The 15,714-nt window shown below is 39.8% G+C and carries 12 protein-coding genes; 8 read left to right on the top strand and 4 right to left on the bottom strand.

Annotated elements, in window-relative coordinates:
* Positions 1 to 158: 158 nt before the first annotated feature.
* On the bottom strand, positions 159 to 1,106 hold the full coding sequence (locus CXF81_RS13210; RefSeq protein ID WP_157825563.1) for a hypothetical protein: 948 nt from the start codon (positions 1,104 to 1,106) through the stop codon (positions 159 to 161).
* A 27-nt stretch (positions 1,107 to 1,133) separates the two neighbouring features.
* Positions 1,134 to 2,537 carry a siroheme synthase CysG gene (gene cysG, locus CXF81_RS13215; protein WP_101181818.1) on the bottom strand — a complete coding sequence of 468 codons (1,404 nt, stop codon included), beginning with the start codon at positions 2,535 to 2,537 and terminating at the stop codon, positions 1,134 to 1,136.
* Between the two features lie 183 nt (positions 2,538 to 2,720).
* Between cysG and CXF81_RS13220 the strand changes: the two genes are divergently transcribed.
* Positions 2,721 to 2,912, top strand: coding sequence for a hypothetical protein (locus CXF81_RS13220; RefSeq protein ID WP_101181819.1), 192 nt, complete (start codon positions 2,721 to 2,723; stop codon positions 2,910 to 2,912).
* A gap of 135 nt (positions 2,913 to 3,047) precedes the next feature.
* Positions 3,048 to 3,353 carry a hypothetical protein gene (locus tag CXF81_RS19910; protein WP_157825564.1) on the top strand — a complete coding sequence of 102 codons (306 nt, stop codon included), beginning with the start codon at positions 3,048 to 3,050 and terminating at the stop codon, positions 3,351 to 3,353.
* 1,105 nt (positions 3,354 to 4,458) lie between these two features.
* On the opposite strand, the gene CXF81_RS13225 is transcribed toward CXF81_RS19910, so the two are convergent.
* Positions 4,459 to 6,204 (bottom strand): DEAD/DEAH box helicase, encoded by a 1,746-nt coding sequence (locus tag CXF81_RS13225; RefSeq protein ID WP_101181820.1) that lies wholly within the window; start codon positions 6,202 to 6,204, stop codon positions 4,459 to 4,461.
* Positions 6,205 to 6,421: 217 nt separating this feature from the next.
* Here CXF81_RS13225 and prsT point away from each other — a divergent pair, with 217 nt between their 5' ends.
* Positions 6,422 to 9,247, top strand: a complete 2,826-nt coding sequence (gene prsT / locus CXF81_RS13230) for an XrtA/PEP-CTERM system TPR-repeat protein PrsT (protein WP_232771925.1) — start codon at positions 6,422 to 6,424, stop codon at positions 9,245 to 9,247.
* 67 nt (positions 9,248 to 9,314) lie between these two features.
* Entirely contained in the window at positions 9,315 to 10,115 is an 801-nt protein-coding gene (locus tag CXF81_RS13235) for an ion transporter (RefSeq protein WP_101181822.1), read from the top strand.
* Positions 10,116 to 10,301: 186 nt separating this feature from the next.
* Here CXF81_RS13235 and tolC read toward each other — a convergent pair whose 3' ends face one another.
* On the bottom strand, positions 10,302 to 11,645 hold the full coding sequence (gene tolC / locus CXF81_RS13240; protein WP_101181823.1) for an outer membrane channel protein TolC: 1,344 nt from the start codon (positions 11,643 to 11,645) through the stop codon (positions 10,302 to 10,304).
* Between the two features lie 187 nt (positions 11,646 to 11,832).
* Between tolC and nudF the strand changes: the two genes are divergently transcribed.
* From nudF to parE, 4 genes are all read left to right on the top strand, one after another.
* Positions 11,833 to 12,447: an ADP-ribose diphosphatase gene (gene nudF / locus CXF81_RS13245; RefSeq protein WP_101181824.1), complete on the top strand. Its 615-nt coding sequence runs from the start codon at positions 11,833 to 11,835 to the stop codon at positions 12,445 to 12,447.
* Positions 12,448 to 12,559: 112 nt separating this feature from the next.
* Positions 12,560 to 12,988, top strand: coding sequence for a DUF1249 domain-containing protein (locus tag CXF81_RS13250; RefSeq protein ID WP_232771926.1), 429 nt, complete (start codon positions 12,560 to 12,562; stop codon positions 12,986 to 12,988).
* An 18-nt stretch (positions 12,989 to 13,006) separates the two neighbouring features.
* Complete coding sequence (locus tag CXF81_RS13255; RefSeq protein ID WP_101181825.1) at positions 13,007 to 13,621, top strand: YqiA/YcfP family alpha/beta fold hydrolase; 615 nt, start codon at positions 13,007 to 13,009, stop codon at positions 13,619 to 13,621.
* A gap of 186 nt (positions 13,622 to 13,807) precedes the next feature.
* A complete protein-coding gene (parE, locus tag CXF81_RS13260; RefSeq protein ID WP_101181826.1) occupies positions 13,808 to 15,700 on the top strand; it encodes a DNA topoisomerase IV subunit B in 1,893 nt (630 codons plus the stop codon).
* Positions 15,701 to 15,714 lie beyond the last annotated feature (14 nt).

Raw genomic sequence — 15,714 nt, forward strand, 5'->3', positions numbered from 1 at the left:
AAACTCTGGAATAAGGACACACCTGTTTTATCGTTACGTTGCATAGAGGTGTGTCTTAGTTTTGTGTTTTTCCGTCTTCGGCTAAGGAAAATTGGTGTGTCCTTATTACTGTCCTTATTACTGCTGTTTTTATCATTGACGCTCATTGGCACCTAATTCTAAAATAGTTCCGTGGTGAATTGTTGATTTCTTATCGCGATTTGACTTGATGGGGCTATTTCACCTAATTTATATTGTGCTGCGCCAGTTGGTTCAGCGAGGATATAAGATAAGTTATTTTGTACTATTTGTGCATCCGTTTCATTTGGATTCATATTAACTCCAACCAATGCATGATTGCGTAAGAAAACCATTTTGGCAGATAACGTTGGGTTGTAAGATTTTAAAAGGGCAAGGAACAAAGTTGATTTACTATCACAGTCCCCTCTATTGTTTAATAGGAGTTGTTGAGGTGCGGCAAACCCAGATCCATTTGACGAGATACGATTTTCAAGAGTGTCATAGGGAATGGTTTGCAGCCAATTCAAGGTGAAATCAATAAACTCTCTGGCATTATTAGGATTATTCAGTTGCTCTTTAATAGCGAGCACAACACCAGAAAGATGATTGCTGCTTTCTTCAGCGTAACGCCGATGATCTTGTTTAATAGTCAGCCGGCCCATTTCATTTTTAAAAGGAACATAGTAGTTTTTGGTTAAGTATTCGGCTTCTGCTTCTTCGTGCTTTTTACCAAGTGTCGCTGTTATTTTGTCTATCTGTTCGGGATATTTACCAGAAACTTGCATATTCAAGGACCCCGCAGATCGCTTAATTGAAATATTCGCAATTTTTGGGTCTATTGTTTTGGCATATTCGAGTAAATTTCTGTGAATATAATTTTGAGCGAGAAGCGTATTGTAGGCAGGAGCGGAAGTTGGTAGCTTATCGATGTCTGTGTGCGTAAGTAAAAACTTGAGTTTACGAATACCATCTTCGCTTTGCCATTGATAATTGAACTCAATACCTAAGGTAGAACTGTTTTTAAAAAAATATTCTTGTTGAGAGTCGGCCTTAAATGGCGTAATAAACATGACTATTAAAGCAATATTAATTAAGATCTTGAACATGTATCGCATTTAACTAACCTTACAATATTATTGGTCTACGTTTCCTCGAGAAAACCAGTTAAGTGATGAATGTAAATTAACAACGCTACCTACAATAATCAAAGTGGGTGGCTTTAACAACGCAACTCTAGGATTACCGACAATATTATCAAGCGTTCCGGTAACAACGGCTTGATCTTCTCGAGTTGCTGATTGGATTAGCGCAATAGGCATCTCTGGAGACATTCCATGTTCAATTAGTTTGTCACAAATTATAGGTAAACCGGTTAGTCCCATATAAAATACAACCGTGTGATTCTGTTGAACAAGTGCTGGCCAATTTAAATTGATAGTGTCATCGCGCAAATGGCCAGTGGTGAATGTTACTGACTGTGCATGGTCGCGATGCGTTAATGGTATACCTGCATAACTCGCCGCTCCTGTAGCGGCAGTAATACCAGGCACTACTTGGAAGTCAATACCATGTTCAATGAGAGTTTCAATTTCTTCTCCTCCACGGCCAAATATAAACGGGTCGCCTCCTTTCAATCTAACCACTCTGTTTCCAGCTAATGCTTCCTTCGCTAGTAGTTTGCTAATATCTTCTTGTGGGATAGTGTGATTGCTTTTTTCCTTTCCAACATAAATTTTTTCCGCGTCTCTGCGCACGAGCTCAAGTATTTCAGGACTTACTAACCGATCATAAACAACAACGTCAGCTTTTTGCATTAATCTTAATGCTCTGAAGGTGAGTAGGTCGGGGTCTCCAGGACCTGCGCCAACCAAATAAACTTGACCAGCGGGTTTATCACCATTTTTATAGGCAATAAGTGCTTTATCGAATTTCGTTTCTGCAAGTTTTTCGTTTCCTTGCAGAATTGATTCACCAATGTCACCGTCAAGCACCTCTTCCCAAAAGTAGCGTCTGTCAGTTACCGAAGAAAGTGCTCCTTTGACTGTATCGCGGAACTTAGCTGAAAAATCACCTAATAGTCGTATGTTTGCAGGTATAACACTTTCTAGTTTTTGACGAATATAACGAAGTAAAACAGGCGCAACACCGCCGCTGCTCATTGCGATGATGATGGGTGAGCGGTCGACGATAGATGGTGTAATAAATTTACATAGCGGTGTGTTGTCAACTACGTTGACGAGCATGTTTTTAGCATGTGCTATATCGTGTATGTGCTTGTTTACAAGTGCATCATCAGTAGCAACAAAAATCATTTGCTTGCCTTCAATATCAGTATCTTCAAATTTTCTTTCAATTAAAGTAATTTGAGTTGATTCGGCGGCAAGTCGTTTTACTGTGTTACTTACCCACGGCGATACAATCGTTATTTTTGCCGGAGTTTTTAACAACAGTTCACATTTTCTAGCGGCAACTTCGCCTGCGCCAACTAGTAGGCAATGGATGTATTCAGCATCGACGAATATAGGGAAATACTTCATTAGTGTGCGCGCTTGTCATAAATATTGAGTTTAATTATGAGGGTTATCCTTATTCTAATATAGCAATATTTTTAAAGGTAATATTTCATTTTGGAATTAGAAAGCTAAAAGCATTCAGCAATTTCTTTGTTTATGTCAGTTTCGAATGAAGTTTGTGAATGGTAAATGAAGTTTGTGAATTAAATGAAGTTTGTGAATAAGGCTCAAAAAGCCGAATTGATCAATACGCGTTACTTTTATTTGGTATTAATACTACCGCATGAATTAAATGTCATCACCCACGATGTAAAAGCAGAACTTTACCGCTCACTGTTTCAAGCTGTCTCGCAGATCCTCGATAAGTTTGCGCATAATCGCAAACGTCTAAAGGGGTAATTAGGGATAACGATGGCGGTGGATGCGTGGTGACAAGCCTTAAGCCAGCACATTCATGTGCATCGCTTGGTGCCGTGCGGCGTTTGAGATGGGGCTAATCATTGGCAATAAGTAAAAACTGATTATCTGTTTCCGGTGAAAGCATTATCAGGTGTTTTTAAAGCGAAAATGTGTGAGGCATTGAGGTCTCGGAACGTTACTATTCCAGAACCGGATAAGCTGATGTTGGAGCCTTGGTGCGTTTATAGCAAACCGTCTCTCAGTAAGCCTGAAACGGTAATTACCGAGACTATCGTCAACTCAAGGGCCAATCGATGTCGTCGCAATAAACGCTCATTCATCCAGCAACAACCACAGCGTGCTACTTCTATTAAAAAAGACGCTACTGAAATACCGTTTAGCCATCATTGGGCATGTCCGATATGTAAACAGGGAGAATGAATGTTGGCGAGTTCCAGTTTATTACCGGCCTATCAACACAGCATAGGTGAGGTATATCGTTTAAGTGGCTGATCAAACTTAACGGAAGATAAGCGGGCTAATCAAATACCGACAATGTTATTCGGCGGCTTGTTTGTTGCCTAAATTGCCAATTGGGTGTAATACTTGATGTAACGGACTGCAAATCGAAGAGAGCAGTAAAGCATGACAAAGAATAGGCAACCAATCGTAAACCGCTTTGGCCAATTAGTCGCTCATTCTAGCGTTGAGAGATTTACAAATTCCTACAGCATAAATCAGACCAAAAATTAAAGAAGCTTTATGTAAACCCGTCAACACGAGTTTATAATTTAAGGTGATGTATTGATGAAAAGGTTGTTTCAAATAAGTTTTATGTCCATTGTTGTTGCGTGCAATAGCAATGTGTCCTAATCCCGTTATACAGAAATAATTCTACTTATAAATACGTTAGCGCTCATATGATATACGGTAAATTTTTGTTTTTTAATAAGTTTTACAAATTTGATTTAATTAAAAGATTGGACAAATTAGTGCAGTGCTAATTTTCACAAGCTTGATGAATTGTGGTAATGATTTTATCGTGCTGTGGTAGCAGACCACTTAAATAGAGCAGGTGAATATAAAGGCTTCCTCGACAGACTCGCTTTGCGAGTCAATATAAACTAATTGGCAAACGAAAATTGTGAAGTAGAAAATACCAAAAATAGGATAGTTATAAATTGTTAGCGATGAAGCAACATCGATTCCGATAAATACTCATCGATATATTGTTTGGTTGTTTTCCAACACGGTGCTACTTAAAAAAGAATGATTGATACTAAAATTCCCAATGTCGTTAATAACATTTTACCCACTCTTGAGTCATGCGTAAATTCGATAACATAAATTGTACCTCTGCAGATATGAAATTTAGAGTGCAAGCGACCTGCAAATATATCAACACTTTTTGACGTCAAAATTTTTTGTGTTGCTTATCGATTAACGACGCTTTTGCCGGATATAAATATATTATTTAACAACTCAGGATTTTGGGCATAAAAAAAGCCACTCAAAGTGGCTTTCGTATTTTTACTAGCAGAAGCCGCTAACTTTTACGTTTTGGCGGTGTATCAGACCATTCACGTATATTTAAACGTTGACCCGCTACGCGTGTTTTTGCGAGCGTTTCTCTAGTTTCTGCAGGCATGCTTTTAGGTAAATCTACAGTCGTAAAGTTATCATAGATTTCAATAGCACCTATGTTTTTACTGCTGATGTTTGCTTCGTTAGCAATTGCGCCGACAATGTTTCCTGGCTTCGCACCATGCGAATGGCCTACTTCAATTCGGAAGCGCTGCATACCTTCGTCTGGTGTGCTTGCACCTCTTGCGGGACGCGGTTTTCTCTCATTGCGATCACTTTTGCCACGTTCAGTGCGCTCATTGCGACCTTGTCTTCTGCCGTTATCACGGTCTCCACTGTCGCTTCGATCATTGAACGTTGGTTTGCTATGCAAATCTGGACGGTCAGATTCTTTTAACAACAAAGGCTCATTACCTTGCGCAACTTTGGCAAGTGCAGCCATTATTAAATCTGGAGAAGCTTCAGTTTCTTCCATGATTGATTCAACGATGGGTATGTATGATTCAATCGATTCATCATTCATCGCTTCTATAATGCTCTGCTTGAAACGTTCTAAACGTGACTCATTCAATTGTGAAATTGAAGGGATTTCCATGTTTTCTATACGTTGCTTTGTTGCTTTCTCAATTGCGAACAATAAACGTTTTTCACGATGAGAAATAAACAAAATTGCGTCACCAGTTCTTCCCGCTCGGCCAGTTCTGCCTATGCGGTGAACGTAGGACTCAGTATCATATGGAATATCGTAGTTAAGAACATGACTGACGCGTTCTACGTCAAGACCACGAGCAACAACATCAGTAGCGACCAAAATATCAATATCACCACGTTTCAGTTTCTCAACCGTTCTCTCGCGCGCATTCTGCGGAATATCACCGTTAAGGGGTTCAACAACATACCCACGCGCCATTAATTTGTCGGCTAATTCAACTGTCGCTGTTTTAGTACGCACAAAAATAATCATACCGTCGAACTTTTCAACTTCCATGATGCGAGTTAATGCTTCTAATTTATGATGACCTGCAACTTGGCAATAACGCTGCTTGATCATGCTCGCAGATGAAACAGTTGACTCAATTTTAATATGCTCTGGATTCTTCAAATAACGTTTTGTTATCTTCTTAATCGCATCAGGCATTGTTGCAGAGAACAACGCGGTCTGGCGTTCTGCCGGCGCGTGACTTAAAATTAATTCAACGTCATCAATGAAGCCCATTCTAAGCATTTCATCAGCTTCATCGAGGACTAGAAATTTAAGCTTGTCTAGTTTCAGTGTTTTGCGCTTAATATGGTCTATAATTCGACCCGGAGTACCAACTACAACCTGAACTCCGCGCTTAAGCTGACGGATCTGATTATCGTAAGACTGACCACCGTATACAGGCAGTACTCGAATTTTTTTCGAAAAACTGGCATAGACCTGAAACGCTTCAGCAACTTGAATAGCAAGTTCGCGAGTTGGCGCTAATACCAGAAGTTGTGTAAAGTTCTCGTCTGGGTCAATATTTGCTAACATTGGCAGTGCAAATGCAGCTGTTTTCCCCGTACCTGTTTGAGCTTGGCCCAAAAGGTCGTGACCCGCGAGTAAAAGTGGAATACTCTTAGCTTGTATTGGAGATGGCTTTTCATAGCCTACTTTTTCTAACGCTTGTAATAAATACGTTGGAAGATTTAAATCTTTAAATGTAACATCGACAGTGTCGGTCATCGTGTATCCTGATAGACTGAAAGGGGGCATTGCTGAAGGGATGTGAGAGCCTTCTTAAAAAAAGAATTATATAAGAATTAATGGTTATTTACCACCATTACTCTTGACTAGTTTGTAACCACCTGAGTTAGCTACTAATTAATTGGGATGTGAGCCGTTTTTGTATTTCAAAAACAAGTTAAAATACAAGGGAATAGGATAAAAAGTGGACAAAAGAATGAAAAAAAATAATCGTAATTGCCAGCAAAGTATCAACACAACCAATATATTTTTCTCTAATACGAAAGTAATTAAAAAAATATCGCTTGCCGCACTTTTGCTATCATCACTAATAGGCTTAGGCGGCTGCCAACAAAAAACCAGTGAGGAACACATCGCTGCTGCTAAAGAGTTTGTTGTGACTGGAGATCAACAAGCCGCGATAGTTGAGCTTAAAAATGCCATTCAGTTAGACCCTAAACAAGCAGAAGCGCGTTTTGAACTAGGTAGTTTGTACTTGGAGCAAGGAAACTATCAAGCTGCTGAAAAAGAACTCAACCGAGCACTGGAACTGGGTTATTCGGCCTCAAAAACGATTCCCTTGCTAGCAAGATCTTACCAACGCACAGGAGCGAATGCCGCGCTGGAAGGACTCGAACATGATATGTCCGAGTTGACTGTGGTAGAGAGGGCCGAAGTTGGTTACTACAAGGCGCAGTCTCTTATTGAACTTGGTAAACCAGACGAAGCGATAGTGTTAATTCAAGAACTAATGCAATTGGATACCAGTTCGGTTTACAAAGGGTTGGCGGGTGTTCTTAATTTAGTATTATCAGAAAAGAATCAAGAAGCACTAGAAAGGGCAATTCAATTACAAAATCAAGCACCACTCAACAAAGATGTATTAAATGTGACTGCCCGTCTCTATTTAATCAACCAACAACCAACCAAAGCGGCTGATGTTTATGCCCAATATGTGAAAGCAGCGCCAGGGGACATTGAAACGAGATTTGCACTGGCAAATATGTTGGTTGAGCAAACTAGAACACAAGAAGCTGAAGTGCACGTCGATACTTTATTGAAAATCAATGATCAAAATGCGTTATTGAATCAATTAAAAGGCGTCATTCGTGCTGCAGACAAAGACTTTGTGAATGCTCAGAAATTTTCTGAAATTGCAATTACTAATGGCAATACTGATCCGATTGTTAGGTTGGTTGCTGGCTATAGTGCTTTTCAACAAGGTGACTTTGAAGCTGCCGTTTCGCATTTATCGATCATTGCAAGTGGCTTACCTGATAATCACGCAGGCTTGCGCATTCTAGCGGCCAGTCAATTGCAAACAGGAATGACAACAGAAGCGTCAGAAGTATTAAAGCGACTAGATAACCTAACCGCTGCTGATGCGACCCTATTCTCATCAACCGGTTATGAATTGCTGCAATCAGGTGAAGCAAAGAAAGCCAGAGCGTTGCTTAAAAGAGTCGAGGGTATCAGTGAAACTGCGGAAGATTTAACTCGCTTGGGTGTATTGAAGCTGAGTCTTAATGATATAGACGGTGTGCTTGATCTGGAGAATGCAGTCGCAAAATCACCAGAGTCAGTAACCGCAAAAACGACCTTGGCGACCGCCTATTTAGCAACAAATCAACTTGAAAAAGCACTAGCGTTGTCGGCTGAATGGAAAAAAGAAGCAAGCAGTGATCCTCAAGGTTTCTTGTTGGCTGGTGAAGTGGCATTAAGAGAAAATGATTTAGTTAAGGCCGAGGCTGAGTTTCTAAGCGCATCTGCACTTGCGCCAAATAACAATAAAGTGAAAATGGCATTAATAGGCCTAGATATTCGAAGTGAAAAGTTAGATGCTGCTGTTACTAAACTCGAAAACCTTATTGCTATATCGTCGGATAACCTACCCGCATTGACTGCGTATTTTGCAATAAAGCAGCAGCAAGGAAACGCCAGTGAAGGAATGCAACCAACATTGGCGCAATTGCAGAAGACGCCTCAGAATGCCGACATCGTTGTTCTAGCAGCTAGAATGAGAGCCAGTGATTCTAGTTACGATGAAGCACTTGCTTTGCTCAAATCTATTGCCGCAGATAAAAATGCACCGAATACCTTTTGGCCAACAAAGGGCATGGCGTTGCTACAGTCTGGAAATATAAAAGAAGCTGAAGCGCATTACGAAACATGGATTGAGTTGGCGCCAAACAATCGAGAAGCTGCGCTTGGACAATTACTTTTGTTAGACAGTCAAAACAAATACAGCGATGGTTTAGCATTAACTAAACGCTACCTAGATGCCAGAGATGACATTCAGATTCAAGTTTTGCAAAGCTATTTTCAGGTAATGAGCGGCGACAGTGAAAGTGCCAGAGCCGTCATAGGCGGATTTACTCAAGAAGTGCAGCAACTGCCTTTTGTCCGCGGTGTTATGGCTAGAATCAAACTTAGAGAGCAGAATCCAACTGGCGCGATTGAAGATGCTGAAGTTGCCTTTAATGCTAACCAAAACTCGAAAAACCTACAAGTGCTTGTGATGGCGTATGATCTGACGAAACAAAACGACAAGTCTTACGAGTTGTTAAAGAACTATTCTGCTAGCAAACCCCAAGATTTAACCGCACTAATGTTGTTAGCCGAAAAAGAAATGGGTAAAGATAAAGGCTCTGCAATTGCCAAATATAAAGATGCGTTAACCTTAAATGAAAATAACTTTGTGGTACTGAATAACTTGGCTTATTTGTTGATGGAGGAAGACAAACTAAGTGAGGCCTTTGCGTTTGGAAAACGTGCTTTTGATTTAAAGCCAAACCATGCAGCGACTGTAGATACATACGCGCAGATACTAGTTCGTCAAAATCAACCTAAAGAAGCGCTAGAAGCATATAATAGAGTAATGAATGAAGATGTGAAAAATGAGGAAATATTCTTAAACTACATTGAAACGTTGTTATTGAATGATAGTAAGGTAATTGCAAAGCGCAGACTCGAATCTCGCACCTTTGTGTTGCCCGAGTCAAACACTAGGTTAGCGGAATTAAAGACGCAATACGGCCTATAAAATAATTGTTGAGGCACCACATTCTGTAGTGCCTCGACCAACTACCTACTAAGTGGCTTGCACTTCTATGTTCGAATCCATCCGTATATCCTTGTTTAATTTAAAAGAAAAAAAGCTTTTTGAATTCTTTGTTATTATTGTCATCATTATTTCTGCACTAGAGATTGGTGCAAAAACATTTGATTTATCAGAGAATTCGTTATCGGTTACAAAGTACCTTGATGTATTTATTACTTTATTTTTCTTATTTGAAATAACCATCAGATTTTTGTCCGAAGAAAAGAAGACGGACTTTTTTAAGTCTGGCTGGAACATATTTGACACTTTGGTGGTTGCCATCAGTTTAATCCCAATCAATGAATCTGAGATGGCCCTGCTTGCTCGATTGATTCGGATTTTCCGCGTATTACGTATGATTTCGATTATTCCAGAGCTGAGAATACTCATTAATTCGTTGCTACAAGCTTTACCTCGCTTGGGCTATGTTGTCTTATTAATGTTTATTATTTTCTACATTTACGCTGCCGTCGGAAGCTATCTGTTCCAAGATATTAATCCTGTTTTATGGGGGGATATTGCGATTTCAATGCTGACCTTGTTTAGAGTCATGACCTTTGAGGATTGGACTGATATTCAGTATGAAACGATGGAAATATATCCGATGAGTTGGATATTCTACATGACTTTTATATTTTTCACTGCGTTTGCCTTTTTGAATATGGTGATTGGTATTGTGGTTGGAGTGATGGATGAGGAAATGCATAAAGAGCGCTTGAAGTCAGAACCTTCAATGAATGAACTACAGGACCAAATTAAAGATATTAGAGGTCAGATTCAAATATTGATTGATCGAGAGAATAAGTCGTAGATGCTTTTATCGCCTAATAGACTTGGTTCATAATAAGTAACAAAACGGCTTAATTAAGGAAGTGTAGAGTTGGGCTGTTGCAAAAATCTCTAGGTTGAAAATGCAAAAAGCGGCAGTCTAATTTCATTTTGACTGCCGCTTTTTTCTAGTGCTAGTTTGTATCGCTACTTACTTGGACTTAGCATGTTATGCAGGTTTCATGACACGGTTTATAGCCAATAAATCATCTTCGGTAAGCGTGCCGGCTGCTCGTTTAAGGTCGATAATTGCGGTGATGAAATTATAACGAGCGTCTGCTAAGTTGCGTCTGGCATCAAACAAGTTTCTGGTACTGTTAAGCACATCAACGATTGTTCTTGTTCCAACGTCAAAACCAGCTTCAGTGGCTTTCAACGCACTGTCAGCAGAAACAACGGATTGCTCTAGGGCGCGAATGGTAGAGACTGCTGCTTTTACGTCGTTAAAAGAGCTTCTTACGGAGCGAACGGTTTGACGATAAACCAGTTCAAGATTTTCACTAGCGATTACATAGCGACTGCGTGCTTGGTCAGTACTTGTGGTAACGCGGCCACCTTGGTAGATCGGAATATTCAAACTTAAAGCTAATGATTGACTATTTAGAGTCGGAAACTCGTTAGATGCTGCGCCTTGAATTTCCGTGGTTCGGTCAACTCTGCTCAGGGTAGCTGATAGTCCTAGTGTCGGGTAATGACCAGCCTTAGCCGATGCAATATCCTCCATTGCGATATCTTTTGCGAAACGCTGTATTAGTAAATCATAATTATAGTCTTCAGCTAGTTTTAACCAATCATCAACTTTCGCTGGCGTTGGCTCAGTCGCTGAGAATAAATTTGTATCAAGTACCGAAATACCTTGGTGGTATTTACCGGTAATTTCTCGTAACTCTTCTAAACGCAATTCTAATTGGTTTTCAGCTCGGATTTGACGTGCAACCGTATTATCGAAGTTAGCTTGAGCCTCATGAACGTCAGTGATTGCTGTTAAACCTACCTCAAATCGCTGCTTGGTTTGTTCTAATTGACGTTCGATTGCGCGTAATTCAGCTTTAACGAATTCGACGTTGTCTTGCTCTCTCAACACAGCAAGATAAGTATTGGTGACGCGAACTATAAGTAACTGTAAAGCTGACGCTAAATTTGCATCACCCTGCTGTGCTACTTTTTCCGCTCTGTCCATACCTACCCAGTCGGCGTGGTCGTAGATAGACATGCCTAAGTCTAGACCCATTCTCAAAGTATCAGATTCAGACTCGATGGTACCGAAGCCGCTTGAAGTGGTAAAAACTTGATCACCAGAATTAAGAGAATAAGAAACTGAACCCGAAAGTTGTGGCAACAAGTTAGCTCTACTTAGCGCAACTCCACTGAATGCCAGTTCTTTATCAGCCTTTGCTCGATTAATAACGGGATCATTTTGTAGTGCAAGTTGATAAACTTCTGATAAATCATCCGCTAATACTGGTGCGGTGAGACCAAAACCAATAAATAGTGACAGTAGGGTTTTCTTCATAAAATGACCTTTAAAATAGTATTCTTTATATTGAGCTTTTCATTGTTGTTAAGTGTAAGACATTCATGTCTTTAAACATAATGAATGGTTGTTACATATTCCTACTAAGTGTAACAGAATGTGATTTTTATGCTGAAATTCGGTTACGCATCGTTTATTTTAGTTAAAAACGTCAAAGAGGATAATAATGAAACAATTAAAGTATACTAATGATGATGTAAAAGTACTGACCGAGGAGACCGTTTTTAAAGGTTTTTTCGAAATGAAACGAGTTCAAGTTCAGCATAAATTATTTGATGGTAATTGGAGCCGAGTTTTATCTCGTGAAATGTTTGAACGAGGACATGCGGTCGCCGTTTTACCTTATGATCCAAATACGCGGGAGTTTGTATTAATCGAACAATTTCGTTTAGGTGCGATGGCAACTTGCGACACACCGTGGTTGTATGAAGTGATTGCGGGGATGATTGAACCTAATGAAGACATTGATGAAGTCTGTCATCGTGAATCTTTTGAAGAGGCAGGCATTTTACTCACAGGCTTACAAAAAGTGCTGTCCTATTTATCCAGTCCTGGTGGAACCACAGAACGTCTGCATATTTTCATGGCGAAAACAGATACAACCCTAGCAAAGGGCGTGCATGGTTTAGAATCTGAGTCAGAAGATATTATGGTTCACAGGGTGAAAGAATCAGACGCAAGAGAATGGTTGGATAATGGAAAGATTGACAATGCAGCAGCGATTATAGCCCTGCAATGGTTTTTTTTAAACAAGCAAAAATTACTAAAAAGTTGGAAATAGGACACACCTGTTTGCTACTCTACTGAACGGTTTGAAGTTAAGACAGCATAAAACTTCATTTATTTACAACATTTGCCGAAGCATTATTATGCATAAGATTGAGGAGTAACAATTGAGAAAGAAGTATGTACCGCATTTACCCAGTATTCTTGCGACGTGTGAGAACAACTATGCTTGCGCTCTAAAACTTCTTCCTGACTGCGATTCGGAGAATCTTAGTTATGAATTTATGATTAATGATCAATTAAAATATAAAATAAAAATTTTAGATTCCGCTAGATACACAAGCACGATAATGATGTCCCAGATGGCAAACAATACCCCCAGTTTTTTAAGACCATCTATGGAAATTAGGTTGTATCACGACGCGAAGGTTGCAGAAGTATTAAGTTGTCAGAAAGTATCTAAGTTACAGCCGACCTATGAATATCCTAATTTAAATATGCATTTGCGAAATGAAAAGCAAATGGTGAATGTGTTTTTGGCGGAGTGGTTACACTTCTGTTTAGAACAACGCAAACTGCAGATTATAATAAGTTAGAAACACAATGGGAACCGAATGGATCATATTATTTACTTACACGGATTTTTAAGCTCACCGAAATCCGAAAAAGCACGGTTAGTGTTGAAATACGTTGCTCATAATCATCCAAATATACAACTACACATCCCCAAGTTACCCGGCAATTCTGCAAAAGCGGTTGAGATAGTCGAGCGACTCATATGTACTGTTTTGAGCAATAAAAGCATGAACAAAAACATGAACAAAGACACACCTACTAATGGACTTCGATTTATTGGAAGTTCAATGGGTGGTTTCCTAGCTACGTATTGTGTTGAAACTTATGGTGGCAAAGCAGTGCTTGTTAATCCGGCAGTCGAGCCATTCAATCTGCTGACAGAGTATTTCGGGGAACACCTCAATCCTTATACTGGAGAAGTGTTTAGCATCGACCAAAGTAGCGTTGGTCAGTTACTTCAATTGAACAAAGTAATAAAGAGAAATGATCCTAACTATTTAGTTTATTTGCAGAAAGAAGACGAAACATTAGATTATCGGTTGGCAGAAAAAAAATATGGTACTGACTGCTGTATTATTGAAGAGGGAGGTAATCATTCGTTCACTGGCTTGCAAAACCATTTAAGGGACATTATTGGATTCTTATCGCAGTAATAGGATGTCTTTTATAGGTATGATAAGGGTTAACAGCTGCGATGTTTGCTTTTAGACTCAAAATAGGTGTGTCTTTATTGGCCGTTCTTAATGCTAATAAAATTAGCTAAAACCTTCATTGCTCAAGAGCTTCAGCCTTGCTAATATCGTTGTTAATAAATTAAATAAAAACTTAAGCAAGAAACTATGTCAACACAATATAATTCTGATGCTATTGAAGTCTTAAATGGCTTGGATCCGGTTAAGCGCAGACCTGGAATGTACACTGATACGACTCGTCCGAATCATTTAAGCCAAGAAGTTATCGATAACAGTGTTGATGAAGCGCTCGCCGGTCATGCGTCTTCTATAAAAGTGATATTGCACGAAGACCAGTCATTAGAAGTAACTGATGATGGTCGAGGCATGCCTGTTGATATTCACCCAGAAGAAAAAATTTCTGGTGTTGAATTAATCATGACCAAATTACATTCTGGCGCCAAGTTTTCTAATAAAAATTACGAATATTCAGGTGGTCTGCATGGTGTAGGTATATCTATTGTAAACGCATTATCTACGCGAGTGCTGGTCACTGTTCGTCGCGACGGTAACGTTTATCAGATGACATTTGAAAACGGGGACAAAGTTGAAGAACTTTCAATTGTTGACACTTGCGGTAAACGTAATACTGGCACCAGCGTTCACTTTTGGCCTGACCCAAAGTATTTTGATTCCTCAAAGTTCTCTGTTAGTAAATTGCTTCACGTCCTGCGCGCCAAGGCTGTGTTATGCCCAGGCCTAAAAATTCGCTTTGACGATAAGATTTCCAAGGAGACTACGGAATGGTACTACGAAGACGGGTTAAGAGATTATCTCTACCAGTCAGTAAAAGATTACATCACATTACCAAATGATAGCCCCTTTATAGGGCAATTTGCAGGTAATGGAGAGGCTGCAGACTGGGCGGTAATGTGGCTACCTGAAGGTGGCGAAATGATGACAGAGAGTTACGTGAATCTTATTCCGACAGCCCAAGGCGGAACTCATGTAAATGGTCTTAGGCAAGGGCTTTTAGATTCGATGCGTGAATTTTGTGAGTTTCGTAATTTGTTGCCAAGAGGCGTGAAAATTACTGCTGACGATATTTGGGAGCGCTGCAGCTATATCCTTTCAACAAAAATGCACGACCCACAATTTGCGGGGCAAACAAAAGAGCGATTGTCTTCTCGTCAAGCTTCTGCTTTTGTTTCTGGCGTCGTAAAGGATTCATTTAGTTTGTGGCTAAATCAACATACAGATGTTGCAGAGCTGCTTGCTGATATGTGTATAAATAATGCGCAGAAACGTTTACGTCAAAGCAAAAAAGTTGCGCGGAAGAAAGTCACTCAAGGTCCAGCCTTGCCTGGTAAATTAACCGACTGTTCATCTCAAGATATTAATTATTCAGAGCTGTTTTTGGTTGAAGGTGATTCTGCTGGCGGTTCCGCTAAACAAGCTCGAGACAGAGAATTTCAAGCTATAATGCCATTGAGAGGTAAAATATTAAACAGTTGGGAGGTTGACTCATCTCAAGTTTTAGCGTCACAAGAAATACATGACATATCCGTTGCATTAGGAATTGACCCTGATTCTGAGGATTTATCAGGTTTACGTTACGGTAAAATTTGCATTCTTGCTGATGCTGACTCTGATGGATTGCATATTGCAACATTACTATGCGCCTTATTTGTAAGGCACTTCAGAACGTTGGTTGATAAGGGGCATGTGTATGTTGCTATGCCACCCTTGTTTAGAATCGATGTGGGTAAAGAAGTTTATTACGCGCTAGATGAAAGCGAAAGGCAAGGGATTTTGGATAGAATTCAAGCAGAAAAGAAACGAGGCAAAGTCAATGTGCAAAGATTCAAGGGGCTCGGTGAAATGAATCCTTTGCAACTTAGAGAAACTACTATGGATCCAAATACACGCAGACTAGTGCAATTGACTAGCCATGATTCGGAGGGAATGCTCGAGCTGATGGACATGCTTCTATCTAAAAAACGTTCTCCTGATCGCAAAGCATGGTTGGAAACAAAAGGTAATTTGGCGGTAGTAGATTAGTACTGTTGCGCCAA

The organism is Glaciecola sp. 33A, assembly GCF_002836745.1.
Lineage (GTDB): Bacteria > Pseudomonadota > Gammaproteobacteria > Enterobacterales > Alteromonadaceae > Glaciecola.